The following is a 26,855-nucleotide window of genomic DNA, read 5'->3' on the forward strand; positions in this document are numbered from 1 at the left end:
CAGGATATGGAACGCTTTATTGCCCAGACCGAAATACTGATGCAGGCGCTTGAAGCCGCCGCACACGAAGTCGTGCCAGAGAGCAAACTGGTAACAGTTGATCTGGAGCCATTGAATGAAGATGTGGGCGGCGACCAAAGTGTTGATGTCCGAATTCTGAAGTCTTCTTATCGTGTTTGCTTTCTTCAGGGCACACTGATGCTCGGTTCAAGTCCAGCTCTGAAAGCGCGCGCAGTTTTCAGAAAAATGTAAATTTAGACTTAACGTTCAGGCAAATAATGATCTTGTTTTGTTCTCATTTTATCTTGCAATGAGAACAAACGAAGAATACAAAAGGGCATGGGAACGGAGTAAGAACATGCGCTTGGTAAATTTCAACGGACAGTCTGGTCGCTCATATTCTTTCGAACGCATCGGCGTAGATGAAAACTGGGCCAATCGCGAAGGCATCGCTATCTTCGCTGCGTCTGGTGCCTTTGGCTGGCGGGTGATCCGCATTGTTGAACTGGATGGTCGCCCGGACAATATTCAGCCTATCTGGGCTTTCCGTGACGCACAGCGCTATGGTGCGCGGGCCGTGTTCTTCGCACAAAATCAACGCATTCTGGATCGCAAGACGAGTATTGCTGATCTGCGCGACGGGCTCACCCCTGTCTGTGAAGCACGTCAGACCGGGGTCGCCGCCTGAGGTTTGATGTTCGCAGACAAAGAAAAGGCCGGGTTGCCCGCCCGGCCTTTTCTCACGTTCTCTGAAAACAGAGGTGTGCGATCAGTCGCCGCCTCTGTTTTTTTGTTCGAGGGTTTCCTGCGCTGCGGCAGTTTTTGCAGAGCGTGCAAGTTGAACGAACTCTGAGCGATAGCCGAAGGCATCTTCACCGCGCGCATCGAGCGCCAGCTCAATGACGGAGTCATAGTCGAAATCATCCGAGATGAAGCTCGACCCTTTCAGTAGCTGACCAAAACCTGCAACCGCTGTTGCAAAGCGCGTATAAAGCGGAGCCTCGTCAAGCGTTTCGAACGCCAGATCATTCGTGATTGGCACTTCGATCAGTTTGGACGTGTCTTCGTCCGGCAGTTTGTAACGAAGTTTCAGGAAGCCGTATTCAGCTGATGGGTCAGCGTTGGTTTCGCCCGATTTGTTACCTTCATATCGGCGCTCGCCGGTCAGGGCGCTGTCGGCATCGACAGGGGTAACCTCATATAACGCCGTGACGGTATGGCCAGCACCAATTTCCCCGGCATCGACCTTGTCATTGTTGAAGTCGGCCTCTTCAAGCATCCGCGTTTCATATCCGATCAGACGATATTCGGAGACTTTGGCAGGGTTGAACTCCACCTGGATCTTCACGTCCTTTGCAATGGTGAAAAGCGAGCCGGACAGGTCATCATTGAGAAGTTTCCGGGCTTCATTGACGGTGTCTACATAGGCGGCCATGCCATTTCCGGCCTGAGCAATCTTTTGCATCATGGCGTCATTATAATTGCCGCGCCCAAAGCCCATCACAGACAGGAAGACTCCGCTGTCGCGCTTTCTTGAGACGAAGTCTTCAAGACGCTCATCGCTTGTCACGCCGACATTGAAGTCGCCATCGGTCAGCAGCATGACACGGTTGACGGAATCTTCGTCAAAATTCTGTTCTGCGAGGCTATAGGCAAGCCGCAACCCTTCGCCGCCAGCTGTTGAACCGCCAGCAGCCATGCCTTCCAGTGCAGCCATAATCTTTGACTTTTCATTGCCCGGCGTTGGTTCCAGAACCATTCCGGCAGCGCCTGCATAAACGGCGACCGAGATGGTGTCCTTCTCAGACATATTGTCGACAAGCATACCAAGCGCTTTCTTCGCTAATGGAAGCTTGTCAGGCGAGCTCATCGAGCCAGACACATCGACCAAGAGCGTCAGGTTCATGGCCGGGCGTTCGTCAGCCTCGATATTGTACCCCTGAAGTCCGATCTGGATCAGTTCATTCCCTGATTTCCAGGGTGATGGCACTACGCTCACATTGGTCGAGAATGGTGGGTCAGCGGCTTCCGGAAGCGGGTAGGAATAATCGAAATAATTGATCAGCTCCTCGACACGTACCGCATCCTTCGGTGGCAAAGTTCCATCCGTCAGGAAGCGCCGCGTCCGGGCATATGATGCTGTGTCGACGTCGACGGAGAAGGTCGAGACGGGCTCGTCTGCAACGCGTTTGACCGGATTGTCATCCACATCCTCATAGCGCTCGCGATCCACCGGCGGTGGCTCCATGATTGGCATGGGTGTCGGCGAATAGGCTTGGCTTGGCGAGACTGCGCGCTGCATGTCCATAACCCCGCTTGCTTTCGGCGGTGGTGGCGGTGGCGGAGCAGGCGGCGGCGGCGGCGGCGGTGGTGGCACCACATTCTCAACCGTCGTTTCTCCGGGCTGTTTCGATGAACATGCGTTTAAAACTAAAATTGAGCCTGCGGCGAGCATTGCCAGCTTCAACTTGGAATTCATGCGTCCCTCCTGAAATTCCAGTCCAGTTTCCTTTCAGTCATGTCATCTTTGTGGCGATTTGTCTTGTAGTTGTGGCATTACTCGGGTGCTTCAGCGGCACTACTGGCTGGCATTTGCTGGGCAATCCATGCGTCGACGTCCCGTTCAACGAGCATGAGCGGGCGAGATCCCGGTGCCAGAATGACGCTGTGAAATTCACGAATATTGAAACGCGGGCCGAGAATGGCTTCCGCGCGGATGCGTAGATCCTCAAACCGCGTTGCCCCCTGAATGGCGGCGCAGGCAAGGCCGGGTTCGACAGACATGCGATCAAGGGCGTCGTTCGCTTGCGTCTCGGTCCATCCCAGTCGATCAATCAGTGTCTGCTTTCCTTCCGCTGGCGTCATCGCACCGGCAAACAGGTTGGTTTCGATATCTGCTTCGGTGAGCGCTTCAAACCAGCGATAAAGTCGGATTGCATTCACACTCTCGGCGTTGTCAAAACTCTCTCGGAAATCCATGACCCGTAGAGCGTAATGCGGCCAGCCAAGGTCGAATGCTGCGTTGTTAAGGTGCCGTGAGAGCTGAGGCAGATCTTCGCGGTTTTCCTGCATCAGAGGCAGAAGCGCGGCGCCGGGATAAAACTGCAGCATTGCGTCGACAATCGTCACCGCGATCGGGCGCCTTGCAATGTCGCCATAATCCAGAGCGATATTCGGAGATGCCTCTGTAAAGGTTGGCGGCTGAAGCGATGATTCCGGAATTTGGTCCGGCTGGGCCCAGGCTGGCTGAGGCTCAGGTGTGCCAATTTCGACCAGGGGCACGATCGGCATAGGCCGATCCAGCAGAGCGCCGGCAAAATTCTCAAGCTCATCCAATGCGTGTGTAATCTTCTCGAAGCGCTCCGAATAAACCGGCCCTTCCGCCACTGTGTCAGTTTCGGCGACGGGCTCTTCTGGCTGAATGTCTGCGCCCTCATCAGGCTCGCGCGTGAACGGGGCTGGCTGATTGGCCAGCCAAAGGCGCAGCCGTTCACTCAGCGGAAGGTCCGGATCAATTTCCGGTACGTCCAATTCGGTTGCTTCTGCTTCTGTTGTTTCCGGTGACGGCTCACCTGGCGGCGTGCCTGAGTCTTCGTCTTGCAGTGGAAGCCGGGACTCGAGTTCGGCTTCTATATTACTAACCTCGACCTTTGGCCGCATGAGCGCATCGAGCATGCCCTCGGCAACAACAGCTTCGCGTTGCGCCAGCGCTGCGCAATCGGTCGCCGTGAGTTCGCCGCTTGTGACCTGAGCGATCAGAGCTTCATAGTACTCGGATGTGAAAGCGTGCGGTGGTGTGCTGCTCATCCATGCTGCTTCAATGCGATCGAGTGCGGCACGGAAGTTTCCGACATTTTCTCGCAGTTCAGGCGTGAAGAAGCGCATGAAAGGCGGCTGAAAGGTCGCTCGCTCTCCCCAGGCAACGCGGCCATTTTCTGCTTCATAGGCGAGCAGCCGTGCATCTCGCAGGGCCGTGCGGGCTGTTTCGTTGAGAATGGCGCTTTGATCAATCTGATCGATCATGCGTCGTACACTTTCCAGGGGCGGCGCGATCCCCGCCGCCAGATCCATATCCATCCGGCGAATTTCGCGATCAACTTCAGCAAACAGATCTGAACTGATATCGGGACGCGGAGGCAGCGCTGACTCTGTTTCAAGCTGAGCAACGGCATCAACATAATTGAGCACATCGGACAGCGCGAAACTCAGATGATCAACCGGGTAGGGGCGGGAGTATTCAAGGCTGATCTCGCCATAGCCAAAACGGCTGGTCTGCACCAGAAATCGATAGGCATGATGCAGCTCCCAGAAAGCCGAGAAGTCGTATGCGGATTCTTCCGGCGGATACATGTCGGTCAGGCGCTCGAATGCCAGAATCCGGCGGTTGCGCAACATTTCGAAGGTGGCGGGGGTCTCAAGCTGTTGATTTCGGATCTGTTCCTGAAAGCTTGGCGGGAAAGCGTCACTGCCAGATGATGAAGGCGCTGTCTGCGACTGTTCAAGTGTGTTCAGTTCGCGATAGAGTGTCTGACGTTCAACGACGCTGTTTTGTTGGGCAGCACGCTGGCCACCATTTCCGCAAGCAGAAATCGCGATGGCGAGTACGAGCGGTGAAGCAGCGCAGGCCATGCGTGAAAACAAAGGTTTACCAGTGATTGTCAGATGATCTGTTGAGCGCATCAGGAATAATGATCCATTTGAGGTGAACTGGTCGGTTGTCGCAGATTTTGTTTTCCGATAAGGACGCCTCTGCATCAAGATAGGAGAGCCCTATGGAATCCACACCGGCCGGACAAGGCCCGCAACTCACAGGCAATGTGCTTTTTTACAAAAAGCCAGAGCCGCTTTCGTTCGAAGCTCACGGCAAACTGGGTGTGAAGCGTATTGATGATGCGTTTTCGTTCCTGCGGTCGGCCCACGCTGTACCGGTGACGGTCAGCGAGTTTGGCCAGTGCGCCGGTTCTTATCCGATCATCTTCGTCGGCGCGGACAAGACGCCAGTCGCTGCCATGGGGATTCGTCAAAACCAGAACCTCTACATTCAACCGAATGGTTTGCCAGAACCAGAAACCTACATTCCGGCGTTTGCACGTCGTTATCCGTTCGTTTTTGCGTCTGACGAGCAGAATGACCGTCTACTGCTTTGCGTCGATCGTGAAGCCCCAATGGTCAGCGACAGCCCTGAAATCGCATTCTTCGATGGCAACCAGCCTTCTAAGTTTACGCAGGACGCGATTGAGTTCTGTAAAGAATTTGAACGCCAGCGTCGCGCAACTCAGGAATTCATCAAGCTGATCAGCCAGTACGATCTGTTTGAAGAGAAGACAGTCGCTTTCACGCCGCGCGATCAGAACGGCAATGAAGGTCCTCAGCAGAAGATCGCCGATTATTTCGCAATCTCCGAAGAGAAGCTGAACGCGCTGCCTGCTGACAAGTTCGTTGAGCTTCGCGACAATGGCGCGCTGGGTGCGATCTACGCCCACTTCGTATCGCTTCTGAACTGGCCTGGCGTCATTCAGCGTGGCATGCGCATGAATGCACCACAGCCGCAAGGCAATGCATAATCAGCCAAGAGCTGACTCGATTTGGGGGCGCACTGTGAATGCAGGTGCGCCCCTTTCATTTGTGACATGTTCATCACTCTGTGCTGACCTAATGTCACATTTGTGCGAGGCGGGTTCGCGTTATGGTCGCCCTCTTCTATATGCAGTCGATTGTATTTTCCCTGCTGGTTTAGAGGCCGGCTCGAAAGAGTGAGAGAATGTCCGGACGCTTGAGTAAGCTTCTTGCTGCAATAATGCTTCTGCTCGCATCGGCCTGGCCGATGGCGCAGGCTTTGCCGCGTGACGCTGGTCGAGCTGTTGTTGACCTGATCGCCGACCATGAAGCGGTTGCGCCAGGCTCAACCTTTCGCGGAGCGCTTACGCTCCTGATCGATGACCAATGGCACGTTTATTGGAAGAATCCTGGCGATTCCGGTCTCCCGCCTGAGCTGATCTGGGATGAGGCAACCAATGTGCAGACCGGTGAATTCCTCTGGCCTGCGCCGCACCCGCAGCCCCTCGAAGGCCTGATGAATTACGGCTATTCTGACAAACTGGTCTTGCCGTTTGAAATTCAGGTTCCAGAGGATGCCAGCGGTGAAGTTCTGCTGACCGGCATGGCGCAATATCTGATCTGTATGGATATCTGCATCCCGGAAGAAGCGCAGGTCTTTCTGCCTGTTCCGGTCGCAGACACATCTGTCCCGAACAATGCGACACGCGCAGACTTTGCATGGGCCGAACAGCGCGTGCCGACGCCACTGGACGGCCGCGCAGTCATCGACCGCTCTGCTGGCAATGAATGGGTGCTTTCGGTCGAAAGTGATGCGTTGAACGCCGCACTTAGTGCCGATATCGAATATGTACGCTTCTTTCCGGAAGATCACCAGATTCTTCACGCACCTGAGCAAGGTTTGCGTAAGGGCGACGCGGGGCTCGCACTTACCTTACAGGAAGCTGAAGGTCTGGGCGGCGATGGCGCGCTAGCCGGTGTGCTCGTTGTCGCGGGAACTGACAAAAGTCGCTATGCTGTAGAACTGACGGCCCAACCGGGGTCTGTTATCTCCGGAACGAACGATAAAGCAGTCGGTATGACGACCGGCGTGCAGACACCGGATAGTAGCGCGCAGCTGACCGTCATTGGCTTACTTGGCTTTATGGCAGCGGCGTTGATTGGTGGGCTGATTCTCAATCTGATGCCTTGCGTTTTGCCCGTGCTCTTCATCAAGGCGCGCGGCGTTCTTGAACTTGCAGGCCACGATGATCAATCTGCTGTGCGCCGCCACGGTTTTTTCTATCTGGTCGGCGTTGTCACCTGCTTTCTGGTTCTGGGCGGTGTTCTCGCTGTTCTTCGGGCTGCCGGTGAGCAGGTGGGGCTTGGATTCCAGTTGCAGTACCCAGCCGTCGTGGCAGGTCTTGCTCTACTGATCTTTGTGTTGGGACTTAACATGATGGGGATATTCCATATCGGTTCATCCCTCATGAATGTCGGATCAGATCTTGCTGCGAAGCGCGGTGGTCAGGGCGCCTTCTTTACAGGGCTTCTAGCTGCCTTTGTCGGTGCGCCCTGTGTTGGTCCGTTTCTCGGTGCTGTTACAGGCATATTGCTGACGCAGTCCTGGCTCGTCATTCTGGTTGTTTTTCTCTGCCTTGGGATTGGTATGGCATTGCCGTTTGCGCTTCTGGGTTTCTTTCCAGGCCTGGTTAAAAGTCTGCCGAAGCCGGGTGCCTGGATGGAGCGACTGAAGCAATTTTTTGCATTCCCGCTTTTCCTCACGGCGATCTGGCTCTTGTCGGTTCTGGGAGCTCAGGCGGGAACCGGTGCAATCGTTCTGACGATTGCGGCCGCTACTGCGATTGTCTTTGGTATCTGGTTGCTGAAGACAGGTTCTGGTGAAAATGGTTCGGCTCGCATTGTGAAACCGGTTGCGTTGCTCATCGCTCTGGCGGCGTTCGTTTTGCCGATTGTGATGCTCGCTTCCACCAGTCAAGCAGATGCGCCTGTCTCCTCTGGCAGTGCCGAGGCCTATGGAGAGATCTGGTCGACAGATCGGGTCACGGCGCTGCGTGAAGAGGGCCGTCCTGTATTTATTGACTTCACGGCCAGTTGGTGTGTCACCTGCCAGGTCAATAAACGTACCACTTTGACCACTTCAAAAGTACAGGCCGCATTTGAAGAAGAGAATGTCGCCTTTCTGGTAGCGGACTGGACACGGCGAGACAAAGCGATCGGTCAGGAACTTGCAAAGCATGGCCGTGCTGGCGTGCCGCTTTATCTCTATTATCCTGCGGGCAAGGAGAGCCCTGTTATTCTGCCGCAGATCCTTTCGCCGGATCTTATTGTACAAACAGTCCAGACGAACTGATCGTGAGCGGTAAGTCCGCGTGTATAGAGGGTAGTGTTTCGATGTTTGGTAATCTGGATCGCCGTATCGGTCTCATCCTGGGCATGACCGTGGCCATCGCCCTTACCGCTGGTGCAATGATCTCTTTTACCGCGAGTGCTGGCGGCCTCTAGGAGGCCTTCTTCGAGTAGGTTTCAAACTCGATTTTGACAGCGCTACATTGCCCGCCTTCCGATAAATTTTCAGGTAGCTCAGTGGTCTCGCCCAGCATGGCAAGCTCGCTTGCCTGACTGACTATGGTCGCATCCTTCAGCATGGCGAGCAGGCGCTCTTTCGCGTCGGCGATCGCGGACGCGTCGTCTGTTTCGTGCCATTTTTCCAGCTGGACGGTGGTTTCCTCAGCCATTCCCCGGAAAATACAGCCGAGATCTTCCGGCATAGGGTGTTCAGCTGTACCAGCCTTGGAGAGGCGGGTTGCGATGCGTCCAAAACGGATCAGGTCTGTTTCCAGCGCTGCGGGCAATTCAGTGCTGCTGGTTTTTGCGAGGGTCTCGTGAAGTTCAGCGGCCTGTTCACCCCAGGCGCGCGCAAGATTGGGCGACGCGTGCGCCATCAATGTGCAACTGAAAACGAGCGATATGATCGCTGCAGAGCATGAGACAAAATTCAACATGGGGCGAGATTCGCATACAGGACTGAATGAAGTGTAACGCCGGAATGCGAACATCCGCAAAAGCAGTGGTTGGCAATTCGCGCGCAAAGCTCTATCCCCGCGAGTTGAATAGTGTCCATCAATGATGAACGGAAACATGGCCAAGACAAAGACACCCGCGCCGAAGTCTCTCGCCCGTAAGCCGAGAGGCTTTCAGGACAAGCGTGAAGACGTCCTCACCGCAGAACTCGAAATGATCGAGCGGGTGACGCATGTGTATCATCTTTGGGGCTTCGAAGGCATCGAAACCAGTGCGTTTGAGTATGCTGACGCGCTTGGCAAATTTCTGCCTGATCAGGACCGCCCGAATGCAGGCGTCTTCTCGCTTCAGGACGATGACGAACAATGGATGTCGCTTCGCTATGATCTGACAGCACCTCTGGCGCGATTTGCCGGTGAGAACTGGGATACGCTGCCAAAGCCTTTCAGGCGTTATGCCTGGGGACCTGTCTGGCGCAATGAGAAGCCGGGTCCGGGGCGGTTCCGCGAGTTCATGCAGTGCGATGCCGATACGGTCGGATCCAAAGGGCCAGCGGCAGATGCTGAAATGATCGCCATGATGGCAGAAGCGTTGAAAGCAGCTGGCGCGCAGCCTGGTTCCTATGCAGTGCGGGTAAATACGCGTGATCTGATGTCTGGCTTGCTCGACTCGATTGATGCGCGCGAAGAGGGTACACGCCTGACCGTTCTGCGTGCACTCGACAAGCTTGATCGTCTCGGCGTTGAAGGGGTGGCAGACTTGCTCGGTGAAGGCCGGGAAGACGAGTCCGGTGACTACACCAAGGGGGCTGGCCTGGACAAAGCACGCATTGACCGCGTGCTGGCCTTTGCCTCGGCTGGCAAGCCAACGCGAAGCGAAACGCTGGAAGCGATGGCTAGCGCTGTTGCGGGCAATGAAGCGTTTGATCGCGGCGTTGCGGAGCTGCGCGAAATCGACGGTCTGCTCAGCGCGCTCGGCGCACGGGACGAAGATGTTGTCTTCGATCCGACGATTGTGCGCGGTCTGGAATACTACACCGGTCCCGTGTTTGAGGGCGAGCTTCTGAACGAGATACTGGACGACAAAGGGCGTCCGGTTCGCATCGGCTCTGTTGGCGGCGGTGGTCGCTATGATGGCCTTGTGTCGCGCTTCCGTGGCGAAGAAATCCCGGCGACCGGCATGTCACTTGGCATCAGCCGTCTTGCAGCTGCGATGTCGCTGACCGGCGAGCTGGATCGCCTGTCCGGACCGGTGGTCGTTCTGGTGCTGGATCGTGAACACCTTGCGGATAGTCATGAGCTGGCCGGTACGCTGCGCCGCGCTGGCATCCGCGCCGAAGTCTATATGGGCTCGTCCGGCATGCGTCCGCAGATGAAGTATGCAGACCGTCGCGGCGCGCCTGCCGTGGTCATCGTTGGTGAGGATGAGCGCAATAAAGGTACGGTCACCATCAAGGATCTGATCGTCGGCGCTCAGAAAGCCAAGGCGATCAAGGACAACACCGAATGGCGCGAGAGCCGCCCGGGACAGGTGGAAGTCAGTCGCAGTGAGATGGTCCAGACCATTCGGAAAATGCTGGAGAGCGACCAGTGAACCGTATCGAATTCGAAACCATAGGCGGCGACTGGGTCGATCCGCCTATGCTGATGCCTGCCAGCCTTCCGCTGGAGCTTTCCGGAGAGGCTGTCAGATCCCGCCTGTTGACCAGCGCTGACGCGCCGGGCGAAGAGCTGGCGCTACGCCCGGATCTCACGCTCGCCGTCGTGCAGCATCACCTCGATCAGGGCGCACCAGGCCCGGCAAGCTATCGATATTTCGGCAAAGCTTTTCGCCAGCCCGTGTCTTCGGAAGAGCCATTGGAATTCTACCAGACGGGCTTTGAATGCCTCGGTCATGAAGATCGTATTGATCAGGATGTGATCGCACTCTCCGCACTGTGTCACGCCGTGGCGGATGCGGGCGTTGATGGTGTGCAGCTCTATCTTGGTGATATTTCGCTGTTTGCGGCCGTCGTTGAAGCGCTCAAATTATCGCCCTTCTGGAGTGACCAGCTGATCCGCGCATTCCGCCGCAAGGAAGGCATTCGCACGCTGCTAACAAATGGCACAGCGCCGCCGCGCTCCGCGCTCGCCAGTACGCTCGCTGAGGTGCCGCAGGAGCGCGCATCTGCATTGCTTGAAGAGGTTCTGGCATTCTCCGGAGGTCAGGTCATTGGCGGACGCACCAAGGAAGACATTCTCGCGCGCCTGAAACGACAGGCTGAGGCTGGACGCGAAGGTCCTCTCGACCCGAGAGCCAAACGTGTCCTCAGCGACCTCATTCAGATTGAGGGAACGCCTGAGCAATTGCTTAAACAATTGCGCACGCTCGCACAGGCGAATGATCTGGACCTTCAGGACCGGCTTGCCCGGTCTGATGCCTTTTTCACCATGCTGACGGAGCAGGACGTGCCGTTCTGGAAACAGGCGCATGTCTCGGTGCAGTTCGGACGTCGCTTTGACTATTACGATGGTCTGGTGTTCGAGCTGGCGCATACAGGTCTTGGCACCAGGCGGCCCCTGGCGGCAGGTGGGCGTTATGATGGTCTGCTCTCAAGGCTGAGCGGCGGTGCCAAAAGCCAGCCCGCTGTTGGGGGCGTTGTTCGCCCGGATCGTTTAGAGGCAGCTCTTCATCTTCAGGGGGCAGGCGCATGACAACGCTGACACTCGCCATTCCTTCGAAGGGACGGCTCAAGGAACAGACGGAAGCCTATCTGGCTGATTGCGGTCTCAAGCTCCGGCAGATGGGCGGTGATCGCGGCTATACAGCAACACTGGAAGGCGCGCCGAACGTCAATGTGCTGCTTCTGTCTGCCTCGGAAATTGCAAAAGGCTTGCTCGGCGGTTCGCTGCACCTAGGCGTCACCGGTGAAGATCTTCTGCGCGAGCATGCTGACAATTTCGAAGAGGAGGCCTGGCTTCTGAAAGCGCTGGGTTTCGGGTTTGCGCGCATGGTTGTTGCGGTACCGGAAAGCTGGATTGACGTCGATACGATTGCCGACCTCGAGGATGTCGGTCACGAGTTTCGCGCCCGCTATGGACGACGCATGCGGGTCGCCACGAAGTATCTACGTTCCTGCCGCCGTTTCTTCGCGCAGAAGGGGCTGACGCAATATCGACTGGTCGATAGCGCCGGCGCGACCGAAGCTGCGCCTGCATCAGGCTCAGCGGAATTGATCGTGGATATTACGACGACGGGCGCCACGCTGAAGGCGAATGACCTCAAGATACTTTCCGATGGCGAGATGCTGGCCTCTCAGGCGCAGTTGAGCGCTTCTCTCAAGGCTGACTGGTCAGACGAAGCCCTTCAGGCGCTGAAAGCGATTCTCGACCTGATTGAAGCGCGCCAGCTCGCCAAGCGTCGCCGAATCCTGAGTGGCAATCGTGATCTGTCTGATCAGGCTGATCGTTTTGGCGATGAGGTGAAGGCGATTGGCCTCAATCTGGTCATGCCAGCTGAATTGGTAAACTCTGCCGCGATTCAGCTTTCTGAAAACGGATTTGGCCCACTCAGCGTGGAGAAACCCGAGTTTTTATTCTTCGATTCAAACCCGGTATTCGCAGAATTTTGTCGTGCGAAAGACGAGATTGCGTAGATATTCGGCACTTTACGCCCAATGTTCGAGCGAAATGCTCGTTTTTCAGTTGACAGTTTGATGAAGGTTTGGCCATATCGTTCAAGCAGTTCGGGAGGAAACGTCCTGCTTCATAAGAAAAAACGGCGCGGCTCAAGCTGCGCCGTTTATAATTTCAGCGCCTTTTACCAGAAAATCTTTGGCTTCTTCTACGAAGACAGTTTTTGTCTACATTGAATTCAACGATTGTTGAATGCGACATTGTGTTCTTCTTTGCCAACACTTGTGGCTGCCAACTTCTGGTTGATATCTTCGATCTCTTGCGCGCAAAAAGAGAAAATATTTCACAATTTCAGAAATAAGAGCAAATAACTTGCGCGTCTGGCGAAAGGGCGCAAAGACAAATCCCAGTATTCAGGCGTCCGAGGCAGCCCGCTATCGGCTGCGTCAGCGGGAGGTGTTTTGTGCGAGTTGGGATATTAGTGGCAGCTGCGATCGCCGCAGGGTGTATGTGGGCGTCTTCAGCCGACGCTGAGCCATTCCGAGTACAGGACCTGACCGCTCAGCTGAAAGACGCTGGCGTTGAGAATGTTGAGGAAGCGATTCTCTTCGGCCAGCCCATGGTGAATGGACGTATAAAGAGATTTGGTTTCGTGATCGGGCTGCGCGAATGCGCGCGCGTTGGGCGTGATGATCTTTTTTGCCAGGAAGCTGCCTTCAAATCCTGTGTTATGATGGGGCCAGGCAGAACGCGAGAAGAATTGCTGGAGCTTGCCAACAAATACAATCTCTCACGTCGCATTGGCTATCTTGCGCTTGATCGCAATGATCGCGTCGGCGCGCTGATGTGCGTTCAGCAGGTCACCGATTTTCGAGACGACAATGTGCTGGAGCGAGATGAGGTGCTTGGCTGGGAATATACGGTTGATGATTTCCGCGCCTTCCTGATCGATGAGAACATCGATTTGCTCGATCCATCGCAGTTATAAAAAAGAAACAGGCCGTGAGGCCTGTTTCTGCCCTGGGGAGGCGAACGTGAAGTCAGGAACAAAAAGCCGGCAAGCCGCTCGGGGGTAGGGGGCAGTTTGTTGAATAGCCTGCCAGCTTCTGTCTTGAACTTACCGTTTAACAATAATAGATGATCGATAAACGTCAAGTGTAATTATCGTTATTCGATGAATTATTTTTCATCTCTTACGAATAATCTGTGATCTGATCATAGTTGCAGGTGGATGTGATCATCATGTCTGGCGGCATAGCATCCCTGAAAGCGAACTTTAGGATGGTTCACATCCAATCGCTTTTGCAGGTGGGGCTCGAGAAACACTTTCCTTATTCGTGGATTAGCTGTCGCGGCTTCTATCAGCTTGCTGGTACGATCGATGTCGAGTTCGTGCTTGCTCCAAACACGTTGAAGCCAATTCAAATCCCAATGCAGGTCAAATCGAGTTGCAGGGCAGGCGCTGCGTCCCGTTTCATAGGCGAAATATCCGATAGGGGATCTCAGAGTTCCGCCGGGTAGCGGTCGTCCATCTGAATCTTTGTAGAAGAATGCCAGGTCAGCTTTCCTGCCGTCATTGTGTGACAAATGAGGAAGCATTGGGAAGTCGTTCAGGAAAGGAAAGCTCGCATCAAGCACACCTAGCTGTATGCCGGGAAAGCTGGTGTTCAGATCGTCGACGATGTCATTGAGCGCGCTTTTCAATTCGGGCGTGACATAGTGCCGGTTTGTCACGCAGAATATAATCCCGGCATGGGCGCCCCCCTTTTCGGGGACACAACTCAGTGGAGTGCGGCCGAAGGCTGGTGCAACCCAGATGGCCGAAATGCTCAGAACAGCATAGGAGGCGAGGCTGACAAGAAGCGATTGTCTAAACGGTCTGCCGATCAACCACGCAATACCACCTAACTGAGTTGTGGCGGTGAGGGCGATGATCACGACGCCATGTAAGGCCCATTTCAATATTCTGATCGGTCACTCTCCACCATCTGCGATGGGGAGAGTGGAAGAGATAAATGACAAAAAAACGGCGGTCCGAAGACCGCCGTTTCTGTTCTTTGCCGTTTTGGGCAGGGGGTGAGCTTAGAAGCCCATGCCACCCATTCCACCCATGCCGCCCATATCAGGCATAGCCGGCGCGTCGCCTTCCTTTTTTGGTGCTTCAGCAATGGCTGCCTCCGTCGTGATGAGGAGACCAGACACAGAAGCAGCGTTCTGCAGAGAAGAGCGAACAACTTTAACCGGGTCGATGACACCGAAGTTGTACATGTCGCCATATTCTTCAGTCTGAGCGTTGAAGCCGAAAGAAGCGTCGTTGGAGTCAAGGATCTTGCCAACAACGATAGAGCCATCAACACCAGCGTTCTGAGAGATCTGGCGAACTGGAGCTTCCAGAGCCTTGCGAACGATGTCGATACCAGCTTGTTCGTCGTCGTTAGCACCTGTGACTGTGATTGCAGCAGCCGCTTTGAGAAGCGCTGTACCACCGCCAGTTACGATGCCTTCTTCAACAGCAGCGCGTGTTGCGTTCAGGGCGTCGTCGACGCGGTCTTTACGCTCTTTCACTTCAACTTCTGTTGCGCCGCCAACTTTGATGACAGCAACGCCGCCAGCCAGTTTCGCGAGGCGCTCTTGAAGTTTTTCACGGTCGTAATCAGACGTCGTGTCTTCGATTTGCTTCTTGATCTGAGCAACGCGAGCTTCGATGTCTTCTTTCGCGCCCGTGCCATCAACGATTGTTGTGTCGTCTTTGGTGATAGAAACGCGTTTCGCTGTGCCCAGCATGTCGATGGAGACGTTCTCGAGCTTGATGCCGAGGTCTTCAGAAACAACCGTGCCACCTGTCAGGATCGCGATGTCTTCAAGCATTGCTTTACGACGATCACCGAAGCCTGGAGCTTTCACTGCAGCAATTTTCAGGCCGCCACGCAGCTTGTTCACAACGAGCGTTGCGAGTGCTTCACCTTCAACATCTTCAGCGATGATGAGGAGTGGACGGTTAGACTGAACAGCTGATTCAAGAATTGGAAGCATTGGCTGCAGAGAAGAGAGTTTCTTCTCGTGGAGCAGGATCAGAGGCTCGTCGAGCTCAACCTGCATTTTGTCAGCGTTCGTGACAAAGTATGGAGACAGGTAGCCGCGGTCGAACTGCATGCCTTCAACGACTTCGAGCTCAGTCTCGAGAGACTTGGCTTCTTCAACCGTGATCACGCCTTCGTTGCCGACTTTTTCCATTGCTTTCGCAATCATGTCGCCAATTTCGCGCTCGCCGTTTGCAGAGATCGTACCGACCTGAGCGATTTGCTCAGACGTGTCGATTGTTTTTGCAGACGCTTTGATCGTGTTGACGACTTCAGCAACAGCTTTTTCGACGCCGCGACGCAGATCCATTGGGTTCATGCCAGCAGCAACGCGCTTCATGCCTTCGCGAACGATCGCTTGAGCGAGAACGGTTGCTGTCGTGGTGCCGTCGCCCGCTACGTCGTTTGCTTTGGAAGCAACTTCGCGGAGCATTTGAGCGCCCATGTTCTGGAATTTGTCTTCCAGCTCAATTTCTTTCGCAACGGTCACGCCGTCTTTCGTTGTGCGTGGAGCGCCGAAAGATTTTTCGATGACAACGTTACGGCCTTTTGGGCCGAGAGTAACTTTTACAGCGTTCGCAAGAATGTCGACGCCTTTCAGCATCTGCTCACGAGCGTCTGAGGAGAAATGAACAAGCTTAGCAGCCATGGTGTTCTTCCTTATAACCTATGTTGATGAGAAATTCGGGGGTGAGCTTAAGCTTCAACGATACCCAGAATGTCAGACTCTTTCATGATGAGGAGTGTTTCCCCTTCAACGGTCACTTCGGTGCCAGACCATTTGCCGAAGAGCACACGGTCACCAGCTTTGACTTCGAGCGGGATCAGCTCGTTGTCGTCGCCGCGAGCACCTGAACCAACAGCAACGATTTCGCCTTCTTGTGGCTTTTCTTTTGCTGAATCGGGAATGATGATCCCGCCTTTGGTTTTTTCTTCTTCCTCAACGCGGCGAACCAGCACGCGGTCATGAAGCGGACGGAATTTCATGGACGTCCCTCTCTCCAGATTTGGGTTTATGACAGTGTTAGCACTCGAGTGTGATGAGTGCTAATGCCTGCGAGGTAGGGGTGATGAAGGAGACCGTCAAGATGCCGTAACGCATTTTTAACGCGAAAAATTTGTGTCAGCCGACTTTGCGGGAGGCGGACGCTACGAGAGGGCTGACCGCCACTTCGGCCCCTGTGTAGGCCAGTTGAATGGTCGCAGCAAGTTTTGCGAAATCTATAGGCTTTTCCAGAAGGGCGGTTACGCCTGCGGCCTGCCAGAGATCAATATCTTCCGGGCGGTTGTCTGCCGAAATACCGATGACTGGTGTGCGCGACATGGGCGGTGCGAGCTTGCGAATTTCCGCCAAAGAGGTCGGTCCGTTCATCACAGGCATATTCATATCCATGAGAACAACGTCGATATGGCCTGCCTGAACGGCCTGGAGAGCTTCACGTCCGTCATTTGCCAGATGGATGGCAAAACCCAACTCTTTAAGTACATGGCTGAGCAGCTTGCGATTGGCTTTGTTGTCATCCGCGACGAGCACGGTAATGGATGCGCTCGCTTCCGTGCCGGGAGGGGTGTTGATGGTCGTTTCCTGCGCGCTGGTGCGTTTGAAGACGGATTCAAAAAAGAAGGTTGCGCCATGACGTTCGCGGCTCTCCACCCAGACTTTGCCGCCTTGGAGGCGTGCTAAATCCGAGACAATCGCCAGACCGATGCCCGTGCCACCATAATTGGCCTTCTGGTCGCGTTCGACCTGAATGAAGCGGCCGAAAACCCGTCGCAGTGAGTCCGCGGGGATGCCGGGGCCTGTGTCGGCAACCGATAGCTTTAGAAGGACCTCGCCATTATCGCGAGCCTGATATGACAGGATGGAGCGTATGGTGCCGGACTGCGTGAATTTCACGGCGTTGGAGAGGTAATTGCTGACAATCTGTCGGAAACGTAGCGGATCAATCAACAGCCAGACGGATTCGTTCGGGGCAACGATTTCGAACCTCAAGCCTTTGGCTTCGGCTGATTGCTTGAACTCGCGCGTTGTCTCCTGGAACAGCTCAACGACATCGACAGGTTCCGGGATCAGACGCAACTCTCCGATTTCGATTTTTGACAGATCGAGCAGGTCATTGATCAGATTCAGAATGGTTCGGGCCGAGGTGCGCGACGTCTCCGTCATCTCGGTCTGACGCGCGTTCAGCTTTTCGGTGCCGAGAAGGTCCAGCATGCCGACCAGCCCGGTTAGCGGTGTGCGGATCTCGTGGGCGATGCCGGCCACCATCTCCGATTTTTCCCGGTTGGTGCGGCGCGCGGTGTCACGGGCGTCTACGAGTTCGCTGTGAATGATGGATTCGTTGCGGTTTGCCAGATACCCAGCCAGGCTGCACGCCAGCAGGGTAATCGTCATGATGATACTCTGCAAAATTCCGTACACGCCCGACCGTATAGAAGGCAGATTGGGAGCGACTGTATCCGCATACATGACGTTCAGTATGACCGTCGCGAGGCCCGCCAATAGGAAGAACAGACCGCCTTTCTGGCCGACGAGGAACCAGGCCCAGACAACCGGTATCATCAGCATTGGCATGATGACGGAGGAAGTCCCGCCGCTAATGAGGCCCAGAATTGCAAGCGCGAGGCTGAGAAAGCCGCAGAGCAGCCAGGCTGATACTTCGGGCTTACCGGTGATGACCGCGGACATCGGGATCATTGCAAGGGCCACAATAACCACGGAGCAATAAACCAGGATGGTTACGTAATCACCCGGCAGGAGGAACATCGCTGCGATGAGGGGAATGATGGCCATGAAGGCGGATGTTGCACACAGGAATAAAACAGCGCGAGCGAGGCGGTTTTCACGGCCATTGGTGACGTCAGAGGCTGCAAACATTTCTTTGGTTCGCGTCACCAAATCTTTCTTAGGATTGGTGGCAAGATCGGACTCTAATGTCATCTCCAACCATTCCTCTATATGCGCTCTAATCAGATCTCAGCGTTGCGCGAACTATATAAGAGCTAACAAGTCTTTAATTTCGATTAAATCTGTTTGGTCTGGTGCTGTTTAACTACTTACGGGTGTAATCGAATTTGTGACTTCAATAAATAAGACTTCTCTATAAATCGACAATCAAGATTGCCAAAGGGGGGCGATTTGGGCGGCACTGTGATCGAGTGACCGTGCCGCCCATTCAGGTCAGGATATGGTTGTGCCGCCGTCGACAACGATCATCTGGCCATTGGTATAGGAACCTGCTTTCGATGCCAGAAAGACAGCGGCGCCGGCGATTTCTTCCGGTTCGCCGATACGGGCCATTGGCGTTGTGGCAAGTGCACGCTTCAGATTGTCCGGGTTCTCCCAGAGTGCACGAGCAAAATCTGTCTTGATCAGGCCTGGAGCAATACAATTTATCCGGATGTTGTGCTTACCAAATTCGGTCGCCAGATTGCGAGCCAGTTGGAAGTCAGCGGCTTTCGAAATGTTATAGGCGCCGATAATTGGGGAACCTTTGAGGCCTCCAATTGACGACACGAGTACAATGGCACCATCCTTGCGCTCAACCATTTGCGGGAGTGCCATCTGGATCAGCCAGTGATTTGAAATGATGTTGTTCGAGAGAACCTTTTCAAACTGTTCGTCCGAAATACCGGACATCGGCCCATAATAAGGGTTGGAAGCCGCATTACAGACGACGATATCGATTTTTCCAAAGGCCGCGTTTGTCTGATCAACCAGATTCTGGAGATCGTCTTTTGACGAAATATTCGCCGCGACCGCAATCGCTGTACCGTCGCCGTGTTTCGCATTAATTGCAGCGGCCACTTCCTCGCATGGTTCTGGTTTACGCGACGAAATAACAACCTTTGCACCCTGTTCCGCCATTTCTTCGGCGATGGCGCGTCCGATACCTCGGCTTGAGCCCGTAATGATTGCTGATTTACCTGTGAGATCGAATAAGGACATGCCTACCTCCCTGATTTATGCATTGAGGGATTGAGACCAAACTTTCAGACAAAACACAATAGTAGTTTACTACACCGAAGTGTATTCGATGGGTCAGTCTCTCGGTAAATCCAGCTTCCAGTCCATGATCAGAAGTCGTGCGAGCTTTTTTGTGCGCTTCTGGACAATGTCAGGAGTCCAGTGATCATAGAGAGAGGCTTCGCGCGTGATGGCAAATTTTCCGCCCATGTCTGGATTGCGAAAAATAGACTGACGTTTGTCTGCGTAGCTGAGGCGATCTGCGCGCTGGTTGTCACGTTTCGAGAGCAGGCAGAAATTCCCGAGCGTATCGCTGAGTTCACGACGTTGAGCCAAATCCGGCCAGGTTTGAAGCCAATCGGAATCGGGGCCGGGATTCCGCGGAAGAATATGCTCGATGGTGGCGTCGGCATCCGGAAGAAGGTCTTCGCCGCGATCGAGAAGCGCATTCACCTTCATAGCCAGGGCGCGCCGTTGGCCAACAGACCCAAACCGACCGCTGAGCCGCTGCGCCAGTTTCGTTCTCTCGTCCATGGTAAGTGCGAGCGCGCCGGATTTAGAAAACAGGCGATAGTCATCAACCATGTCATCTGAGACATTGCGATAGCGCTTTGCCCGGACATCACGGTCAGAAACAATCAGCTGCATCGCATAGGCAAGTCGTTCCAGGTCGCAAAAGAATTCGCGAGCGGTGTCGGCTTCCCGGTCGTGAGTCACGAGGAATTTCAGGGCAGGTGCACGCCAGCCGTTGTGCTCCAGGGCGCTTAGTCGGTTCAGATGCGCGTTCACCGAAGGCATTGGCCTCGAAAATAGAATGTTGCCTGCTTTCAGTTCTTCATACGCATCAACATATCGAGGCAGGTCGCGATAGAGAAAGTCGCGAGGCGAGACATCGCTGAGAACAGACTGGCAAAAACCGGAGACCAGATCGCCTTTTGGGGACCGGTCATGAAGGAGCCGGATCTGCCGCAAAAGATCATCAAAATCTCTGGCTCCAAGTCTCGCTTCATGTGCGGTCCAGTTTCGGGCGAGCCTGTCGGCCTCTTCGGAAGAGAGTTTGGCTCGTTCAAACAGCTCGGTCTTCAGGATGTCATGCGCATTTGGCTGCCGTCCGCGCGTGTTCAGGACCCTGAAAACCTTGTGCCCTTCATCCCTGTTTTCCACATGTACGCGCACGATCGGGCACCGATCCAGCAGAACAGTCTGAAGCTTATTTCTAAGATCCGGTTTCAGATCTCTAAGTTCCTGAAGCAATGCGATGTAATTGCTGCGGAGTAGGTCATGGCTTTCTGTCAGCGGTGCAGGAATGTCTTGCTGAGACGTCCATTTAGACTTCTGCAGCAAGGTTCGAAAATAAGGTGCATCCACATGATTGGGTGTGAGACGCCACGTGCCATGCGCATCGGGCTCGCAAATTAACGCCTGCAGAGATTCTCTGTTTTCTGAGTCATCAGAGAGGTCTCTCAGTAACGAAATCAACATGGCAATTGTGGTCAGACGTTGTTGGCCATCAACGATTTCGAAAACGCCAGAAGAAGGTGTTTCGACGACGACGATCGCGCCAAGAAAGTGACTGCGCTCTTCGGCGATCGCTTCGAGCAGATCGTTCAGCAGGCCGAGTGCGTCGCTGTCTTTCCAGGAATAGCTGCGCTGATAGGCCGGAATCTTATAGAATTGTCCCGGAGCCAACAATTTGGAGATTTGCGTTGCTTCGGCTTCCACCTTCAAATCACGCATTGGTCTTCCAGAACGCTACAAAACTTCCTAAACCTCCTGCGAAGGCTCTGCGACAGCTAGTAGGTTAATCATATGAGATATGGAAGCGTAATTCGCGACGGTAAGCCGGTCGCCGTGGTATTTGCCGATAATTCAGCGTTTGCGTTAGATCCGCTGAACGATTCGAAGTCATTGCAAGAATGGCTCCACGAGCCGGATGCGCTCAAGACTGCGGCTGAGTCCGCGATTGCGCATGGCGAGCGACTTTCGATCAGCGAGGCCGATATCTGTGCACCCGTGCTGTCGCCTCAGAAAATTCTCGGGATTGGCCTCAACTATCATGACCACGCCAAGGAAACCGGTCGTGAAGCGCCAACCACACAGACCTGGTTCGTGAAACAGGCTTCAGCGATCAACCGTCCGTTCGGAGATGTCGAAATGCCGATTGTTTCCGACCGGCTCGACTATGAAGTGGAACTCGTGGTGGTGATCGGTCGGGGCGGACGCCATATCCCGGCAGAGCGGGCATCCGAGGTGATTGCGGGCTATACAGTGGGCTGCGACTATTCTGTTCGGGACTGGCAGCGTGCGACGCCAACCATGATCATGGGCAAGGGGTTCGATACACATGCGCCGGTCGGCCCCTGGATCGTGACAGAAGATGAAATTGAAAATCTCAACGCGCTGGGTTTGCGCACCTTTGTAAATGGTGAGCTCCGCCAGGACGGCCGGGTGGGTGATCTGATTCACAAGGTTCCGGACCTGATTGCGCATCTGAGTAAAGCCTTCACTTTGATGCCCGGCGATCTGATTTTCACCGGCACACCGGCAGGTGTCGGCGTTGCATCCGATCCGCCGCGTTTTCTGAAGGCTGGAGATACGGTTCGCGTTGAAATCGACGAGATCGGATCTTTTGAGAATCACATCATCATGGAGTCTGGTGAAACACGCATCGGAGTGTGATGTGAAAGGCTGGGGGGCTCTTGTTCGATGGGGGATGCCCTTCCTTGTGGGGGGCGCGCTTGGGAGTGGTGTCACTTACTATCTGAGCCAACAGCCGGTTGAGCGCGCTGAGGCCGAATACACCAGCTCGTTTGTCCGCCCATTTCAAGCCGTTCCAGAGGACATGGCTGCTTTCCCATGCACGCGACGAACACGCTTTGAAAATGCGTTTTCACCTTGTCTCCTCATCAGCGCCGGCGGGAAGCGCCTGATATTTGGTGCGCCGATGTCTCAGGACTGGCGGGGCATTGGCTATGTCGATGCGGCGTTTCTGATGAACGGGCATCCGGTGTCCTCAGGTGGTGTAATGGGATTGCGCTCAGAGACCTGGCAGGATGGTCGGAAAAGCGGTTTGCTCGTCATTGGTGATGATATCGAGATTGACCGGTTAATGCAGGACGATGCCAATCAGTCGTCGCCTGACGCCGTTCTGAAACTCGAGCGTCCCGCGGAACTGAACTATCTCGAAGCGAGCCTGAGACCAAAGCCGGTTCCCGGGTCTGCGCGTGACTATAAGGTTTTCGATACGGGCGATTTACAGGTGTTTGCGACGCAGCAGCATTTGGTCGGTGGCGCCACAGCCGTGTCTTATCTGGTGCAATACGACGATATTCGGATTGAAATTCTGCCCTGTGGTGCAGAGCCGGTTTCGGGCCGTGTCGATTACATCATTAGTCCGTCTGTCGAAGTATCAGAACTTGCGAGCCAGCAATACGAAGCGCAGCGAGCCAGGCTGACCGCGCGTTCGGCGGATATTCAGCGTGTAGGTCGGCTGTGTCCTGATCTGAAAACCATACAGTCCTACATAGTGCGCGCTGGTGCTGAGGGCGCGGTGCTGCTTCGTAGGGATTATAAAATTGGGACAGCGCCAGACGCCGACGCCCTCGAAAACATTCGTGTCGTAGATGCGTCAGGATTGTCTTTGTCTGGACTCGTCCAACTTAAGTCTTAAATGACGACGGGGTCCGGCTAATGCCAGACCCCGTTTTCCCCAGATCGCCCCCGTATGGCCCGAAGGCCGTGGACTTAACTTGGTGTCTGGATGCCATGACGTCCGAGTTTCGTCCAGAGGCAGAACGCGTTATAGGATGTGATTATTGAGTTTTTGGCCGATAATTGAAATCAAGTGCGCAATTTTCAGTCATCAGAATGACAGATTTTGAACACAATTCGAAAAAAAAAGCGCCCGACATAGATCGGGCGCTGAGTGTGGGCAGTGCCTTGGGCCTGGCACGTCATTCAAATATGAATAAAGCCCCTAGCGGCGCAATGCGATAAATGCAATCACAGGGAGAAAATTATAAGGTGTTACAAAAAGAGCGCATTCGGATCGCTCCTTTGGCGTTGGTATTCCTGGTTCATGCCGAACAGGTGCAAACAATTGCGAAACAGCGTGAATCGCAGCAACCCAAATCGTTAACTAAAACAAAATACAAACATAGTTTCTTAAATTTGGTCTGAAACTGGAAAACACGCCTGATGCCAGCTATCGCTCACATTCTTATTGCAGCAGCCTATGCGGTTGTCGCGATTTGTGTGAGCATCGCGGTTTACCAGTTCACGCCATATTCCCTGGAAATTTCTGTCATTGCAGGCGTCGCGTTCGCTCTGGTGTGTGGTCAGGTGCATTTCATCTCGGCAAGTCGTCAGAAGAATCGTGAGCTAGAGTCGCGATTGCTGACTGTTCGCAACGAGGTACGCAAAACCAATCAACGCGCGGAGATCATTGAAACCCGCATCAGCGTGATGGATGAAACACTTTCCAGAGAGGTTTCCGAACGTCGGGAGGCCATGGTCAGTGAGATGCGCGAACTCGAAACGCTTATTCTCAAGCTTGGCAAAAGCTTCGAGGCACGACTGGCACAGGCTGGCCCGGGACCGGGTGTGAAGCGTCTGTCTGTTGCGCCGGGTGAACGAACAGCTGAAGAAGCGCTGCGCGCCGTTCAGGAGGCGCTGGATGCGAACCGAGTTGATCTGCATCTTCAGCCGATTGTCAGTCTTCCTCAGCGTCGAACCTGCTTTTACGAGGGCTTTACGCGCCTTCGCGATGCCAATGATCAATTGATCATGCCGGGTGACTTCCTGGGCGCTGCCAAGGAAGCAGGCCTTCTTGGTGTCATCGACAATATGCTGCTGTTTCGCTGCGTTCAGATTGTGCGACGTCTCAGTGAGAAAGATCGCCGCGTCGGCGTGTTCTGCAACATCGGGACCTCGTCTCTGGAGGACGAGTCCTTTTTCCCGCAGTTTCTTGAATTCATCAAAGACAACCGGGATCTCGCAGGTTCTCTGATTTTTGAGATTGGTGCGGCAGAATTCAAATCCCGCTCGGCTGTCACAGCTCGCAACATGGGACGCCTCGCTGACCTTGGTTTCCGCTTCTCAATTGATAAGGCCGACAGTCTGGAAGTGGATCTGCCGGAGCTGCAGGCTGAAGCCGTGAAGTTTCTGAAAATCGAAGGCAGTAAGTTGATCGAACAGATGGAACCGGGTGGTCCGCGTCCGATCTCCTCACTGACCCGCGATATTCAAGCTGAAGATGTCTGCGCCGTCTTTATGCGATACGGAATCGATCTGATCGCCGACAAGGTGGAAAGCGAACGCGATGTGGTCGAGATTCTTGATTTCGACATTCCGTTTGGTCAGGGTCATATATTTGGAACGCCGCGCCCGATCAAAGGAACGCTTATGGAAGAGACGGCGCCGCCGCCTGACTTCATGCAGAGAGCAGGCTAAGGCCGCTTTTTCCCTTTTCTCCAGGTCCGGTTTCGGCTACCCGATGAGGCATGTCTGAACTGGTATTCCCGAATGGCTTGTCCGACATTGCGGACCGCTATGACGCCATCCTCTGCGATGTGTGGGGCGTCATTCACAATGGTCGCGAAGCTTTTTACGAGGCATGCGATGCGCTGGCTGAATTTCGAAAAACGGGTAAGCCGGTTATCCTGATCACAAACGCTCCTGTGCAGGCACGCGAGGTCGAACGCCTGTTTCCGGGGTTGGGCGTACGCCGGGATTGCTACAATCTGATCGTTTCAAGCGGTGATGCGACGCGTATGGAACTGGAAAAGCGTGCGCCGGGACCTGCGCTGCGGCTCGGGCTTGATAACAGCTGGGAGCGCGACAACACGCTTTTCGACGGAGCCGGGTTGGAATTTGCAGAAGCGGAAAAGGCTCGTTTTGTCGTCGCAATGGGGCTTCGGGATGCGGTCAATGATGATCCTGAAGATTATCGCGTCGAGTTGAAGCCGCTCGTAGAAGCCGGACTGACCATGATCTGCGCCAATCCGGACATTCAGGTACGTGTTGGGAATACTTTGCAGTGGTGCGCAGGCGCGATTGCGAAAATCTATGAAGAAGAGGGCGGCGAGGTCGTTTATCCGGGCAAGCCGCATGATGCGATATACGATCTGGCAGAGTCGCATCTGGAGCGCCTGTTGGGACACGCTGTACCAAAGACGGGCTTGCTGGCGATTGGCGATGGACCGGCAACGGATATGCGCGGTGCCATGAAACGCGGGATCGATTCGGTCTATGTTGGTACAGGGCTTAATCTGGCCGGTACAGGTGATTTTCAGACTGATACAAAAGCGCTGTTAGAGCGTTACGAAGTGAGCGCGACCTACGCGATGTCAGGGCTTCGCTGGTAGAATCATTATTTTTCCGCAGCAATCGGCTTTTGAGCATATGTCTGAGTCGCAGCGGCAGTCTCTGTCGGTGACGGCGGCATCTTGCTGAATTGATAAATACTGACGGCAAAGACGCTCGTGGCCATAAGGCCGGCTAGCAACAGGATAAATCCGGGCACAAATTTCTGTTCGCCCATGTTCGCCTCCTCAATCAGTGCGCGATTTGCGTTTGAGATAGAAACGAGCGTTCTTGCAATCAGTTCCCGGACCATTCCGATCAAAGAAAAAGGCGCTGTTTTGCAACAGCGCCTTTTCGAACCTGTGTGATGCGCTGCCGATCAGCCGGCAGGGCCGCGTGACTCGCGACGAGACAGGAACGCTAGTCGCTCAAACAATTGTACATCGGCTTCATTCTTCAGAAGAGCGCCGTGCAGTGGCGGTGTGAGTTTGTCCGGATTCTTTTCACGCAGCGTGTCGAGATCGATATCCTCATTCATCAGAAGCTTGAGCCAGTCGAGAAGCTCTGACGTAGATGGCTTTTTCTTCAGGCCCGGCAGGTCGCGCATGGAGTAGAATGTCTGCAGCGCGTCTTTCACCAGCTTCTGCTTGATGCCTGGATAGTGGACCTCAACGATCTCACGCATGGTCAGATCATCAGGGAATTTGATGTAGTGGAAGAAGCAGCGGCGCAGGAAGGCGTCTGGCAGTTCTTTCTCATTGTTCGAGGTGATGATGATGATCGGGCGTTGTTTCGCCTTGATCGTGCGGTCGAGCTCGTAACAATAGAATTCCATACGATCGAGCTCCTGCAGGAGGTCGTTTGGAAATTCGATGTCGGCCTTGTCGATCTCGTCAACGAGAAGAACCGGGCGCTTTTCCGATTCGAAAGCTTCCCAGAGTTTGCCCTTCTTGATGTAGTTTTCGATATTGGTCGCGCGTTCGTCGCCCATCTGGCCGTCACGCAGGCGCGAAACAGCATCATACTCGTACAGGCCCTGGCTGGCTTTCGTCGTCGATTTGACGTGCCATTCAATCAGTTCAGTATCGAGTGCCTTGGCGACCTCAATCGCAAGAACCGTTTTACCCGTGCCAGGCTCGCCTTTGATCAGCAAAGGGCGTTGCAAGGTGATTGCCGCATTTACGGCGACGCGCAGATCGTCTGTTGCGACGTAATTCTCGGAGCCCTCAAAGCGCATGGTGATCCTCTCCCAAAGGCAAAAATGTTATTTCACTATCATTAGAGTAAAGCCCTCAGATTCTCATGCAAGCG

The 26,855-nt window shown here is 54.4% G+C and carries 24 protein-coding genes; 13 read left to right on the plus strand and 11 right to left on the minus strand.

What is annotated here, in order from left to right:
* The first annotated feature begins 6 nt into the window (after window positions 1-6).
* Entirely contained in the window at window positions 7-252 is a 246-nt protein-coding gene (locus ACFQDM_RS01405) for a hypothetical protein (protein ID WP_377374490.1), read from the plus strand.
* 106 nt (window positions 253-358) lie between these two features.
* A complete protein-coding gene (locus ACFQDM_RS01410; RefSeq protein ID WP_377374493.1) occupies window positions 359-688 on the plus strand; it encodes a hypothetical protein in 330 nt (109 codons plus the stop codon).
* Between the two features lie 81 nt (window positions 689-769).
* On the opposite strand, the gene ACFQDM_RS01415 is transcribed toward ACFQDM_RS01410, so the two are convergent.
* Window positions 770-2,302: a vWA domain-containing protein gene (locus ACFQDM_RS01415; protein WP_377374496.1), complete on the minus strand. Its 1,533-nt coding sequence runs from the start codon at window positions 2,300-2,302 to the stop codon at window positions 770-772.
* Between ACFQDM_RS01415 and ACFQDM_RS01420 the strand changes: the two genes are divergently transcribed.
* Entirely contained in the window at window positions 2,301-2,492 is a 192-nt protein-coding gene (locus ACFQDM_RS01420) for a hypothetical protein (RefSeq protein WP_377374499.1), read from the plus strand. The two genes, ACFQDM_RS01415 and ACFQDM_RS01420, sit on opposite strands and share 2 nt — an antisense overlap.
* Window positions 2,493-2,556: 64 nt before the next feature.
* On the opposite strand, the gene ACFQDM_RS01425 is transcribed toward ACFQDM_RS01420, so the two are convergent.
* Window positions 2,557-4,629, minus strand: coding sequence for a DUF885 family protein (locus tag ACFQDM_RS01425; RefSeq protein ID WP_377374502.1), 2,073 nt, complete (start codon window positions 4,627-4,629; stop codon window positions 2,557-2,559).
* A gap of 143 nt (window positions 4,630-4,772) precedes the next feature.
* Here ACFQDM_RS01425 and ACFQDM_RS01430 point away from each other — a divergent pair, with 143 nt between their 5' ends.
* Both ACFQDM_RS01430 and ACFQDM_RS01435 read left to right on the plus strand, forming a co-directional pair.
* Entirely contained in the window at window positions 4,773-5,564 is a 792-nt protein-coding gene (locus ACFQDM_RS01430; protein WP_377374504.1) for a SapC family protein, read from the plus strand.
* 209 nt (window positions 5,565-5,773) lie between these two features.
* Window positions 5,774-7,909 carry a protein-disulfide reductase DsbD family protein gene (locus tag ACFQDM_RS01435; protein ID WP_377374507.1) on the plus strand — a complete coding sequence of 712 codons (2,136 nt, stop codon included), beginning with the start codon at window positions 5,774-5,776 and terminating at the stop codon, window positions 7,907-7,909.
* Between the two features lie 148 nt (window positions 7,910-8,057).
* On the opposite strand, the gene ACFQDM_RS01440 is transcribed toward ACFQDM_RS01435, so the two are convergent.
* Window positions 8,058-8,561: a hypothetical protein gene (locus tag ACFQDM_RS01440; protein WP_377374509.1), complete on the minus strand. Its 504-nt coding sequence runs from the start codon at window positions 8,559-8,561 to the stop codon at window positions 8,058-8,060.
* 136 nt (window positions 8,562-8,697) lie between these two features.
* Between ACFQDM_RS01440 and hisS the strand changes: the two genes are divergently transcribed.
* From hisS to ACFQDM_RS01460, 4 genes are all read left to right on the plus strand, one after another.
* Window positions 8,698-10,173: a histidine--tRNA ligase gene (gene hisS, locus ACFQDM_RS01445; protein ID WP_377374512.1), complete on the plus strand. Its 1,476-nt coding sequence runs from the start codon at window positions 8,698-8,700 to the stop codon at window positions 10,171-10,173.
* Window positions 10,170-11,273, plus strand: coding sequence for an ATP phosphoribosyltransferase regulatory subunit (locus ACFQDM_RS01450; protein WP_377374514.1), 1,104 nt, complete (start codon window positions 10,170-10,172; stop codon window positions 11,271-11,273). The genes hisS and ACFQDM_RS01450 overlap by 4 nt, the downstream gene beginning before the upstream one ends.
* On the plus strand, window positions 11,270-12,214 hold the full coding sequence (gene hisG, locus ACFQDM_RS01455) for an ATP phosphoribosyltransferase (protein ID WP_377374516.1): 945 nt from the start codon (window positions 11,270-11,272) through the stop codon (window positions 12,212-12,214). The genes ACFQDM_RS01450 and hisG overlap by 4 nt, the downstream gene beginning before the upstream one ends.
* Window positions 12,215-12,675: 461 nt before the next feature.
* The gene (locus ACFQDM_RS01460; protein ID WP_377374518.1) at window positions 12,676-13,182 is read left to right on the plus strand and encodes a hypothetical protein; all 507 of its coding nucleotides are present in this window, start codon (window positions 12,676-12,678) and stop codon (window positions 13,180-13,182) included.
* 227 nt (window positions 13,183-13,409) lie between these two features.
* On the opposite strand, the gene ACFQDM_RS01465 is transcribed toward ACFQDM_RS01460, so the two are convergent.
* The 6 genes from ACFQDM_RS01465 to ACFQDM_RS01490 all read right to left on the minus strand — a co-directional run bounded on the left by ACFQDM_RS01465 (window position 13,410) and on the right by ACFQDM_RS01490 (window position 20,978).
* Window positions 13,410-14,132 carry a hypothetical protein gene (locus ACFQDM_RS01465; protein WP_377374520.1) on the minus strand — a complete coding sequence of 241 codons (723 nt, stop codon included), beginning with the start codon at window positions 14,130-14,132 and terminating at the stop codon, window positions 13,410-13,412.
* 144 nt (window positions 14,133-14,276) lie between these two features.
* Entirely contained in the window at window positions 14,277-15,923 is a 1,647-nt protein-coding gene (gene groL / locus ACFQDM_RS01470; RefSeq protein WP_377374522.1) for a chaperonin GroEL, read from the minus strand.
* Window positions 15,924-15,970: 47 nt separating this feature from the next.
* Window positions 15,971-16,261, minus strand: a complete 291-nt coding sequence (groES, locus tag ACFQDM_RS01475; protein ID WP_377374525.1) for a co-chaperone GroES — start codon at window positions 16,259-16,261, stop codon at window positions 15,971-15,973.
* A gap of 136 nt (window positions 16,262-16,397) precedes the next feature.
* Window positions 16,398-18,215: an ATP-binding protein gene (locus ACFQDM_RS01480; protein ID WP_377374527.1), complete on the minus strand. Its 1,818-nt coding sequence runs from the start codon at window positions 18,213-18,215 to the stop codon at window positions 16,398-16,400.
* A 240-nt stretch (window positions 18,216-18,455) separates the two neighbouring features.
* Complete coding sequence (locus ACFQDM_RS01485) at window positions 18,456-19,223, minus strand: SDR family NAD(P)-dependent oxidoreductase (RefSeq protein WP_377374530.1); 768 nt, start codon at window positions 19,221-19,223, stop codon at window positions 18,456-18,458.
* 93 nt (window positions 19,224-19,316) lie between these two features.
* Window positions 19,317-20,978 carry a DUF262 domain-containing protein gene (locus tag ACFQDM_RS01490; RefSeq protein ID WP_377374533.1) on the minus strand — a complete coding sequence of 554 codons (1,662 nt, stop codon included), beginning with the start codon at window positions 20,976-20,978 and terminating at the stop codon, window positions 19,317-19,319.
* Between the two features lie 72 nt (window positions 20,979-21,050).
* Here ACFQDM_RS01490 and ACFQDM_RS01495 point away from each other — a divergent pair, with 72 nt between their 5' ends.
* The 4 genes from ACFQDM_RS01495 to ACFQDM_RS01510 all read left to right on the plus strand — a co-directional run bounded on the left by ACFQDM_RS01495 (window position 21,051) and on the right by ACFQDM_RS01510 (window position 25,606).
* Complete coding sequence (locus ACFQDM_RS01495; protein ID WP_377374536.1) at window positions 21,051-21,920, plus strand: fumarylacetoacetate hydrolase family protein; 870 nt, start codon at window positions 21,051-21,053, stop codon at window positions 21,918-21,920.
* Window positions 21,898-22,911: a hypothetical protein gene (locus ACFQDM_RS01500; RefSeq protein WP_377374539.1), complete on the plus strand. Its 1,014-nt coding sequence runs from the start codon at window positions 21,898-21,900 to the stop codon at window positions 22,909-22,911. Before ACFQDM_RS01495 ends, ACFQDM_RS01500 begins: the two co-directional genes overlap by 23 nt.
* 527 nt (window positions 22,912-23,438) lie before the next feature.
* Entirely contained in the window at window positions 23,439-24,692 is a 1,254-nt protein-coding gene (locus tag ACFQDM_RS01505; RefSeq protein WP_377374541.1) for an EAL domain-containing protein, read from the plus strand.
* Window positions 24,693-24,742: 50 nt separating this feature from the next.
* Entirely contained in the window at window positions 24,743-25,606 is an 864-nt protein-coding gene (locus ACFQDM_RS01510) for a TIGR01459 family HAD-type hydrolase (RefSeq protein WP_377374543.1), read from the plus strand.
* Window positions 25,607-25,611: 5 nt separating this feature from the next.
* Here ACFQDM_RS01510 and ACFQDM_RS01515 read toward each other — a convergent pair whose 3' ends face one another.
* A complete protein-coding gene (locus ACFQDM_RS01515; RefSeq protein WP_377374545.1) occupies window positions 25,612-25,782 on the minus strand; it encodes a hypothetical protein in 171 nt (56 codons plus the stop codon).
* 141 nt (window positions 25,783-25,923) lie between these two features.
* A complete protein-coding gene (locus ACFQDM_RS01520) occupies window positions 25,924-26,787 on the minus strand; it encodes an AAA family ATPase (RefSeq protein ID WP_377374576.1) in 864 nt (287 codons plus the stop codon).
* Window positions 26,788-26,855 lie beyond the last annotated feature (68 nt).

Source organism: Ponticaulis profundi (genome assembly GCF_042659465.1).
Lineage (GTDB): Bacteria > Pseudomonadota > Alphaproteobacteria > Caulobacterales > Hyphomonadaceae > Ponticaulis > Ponticaulis profundi.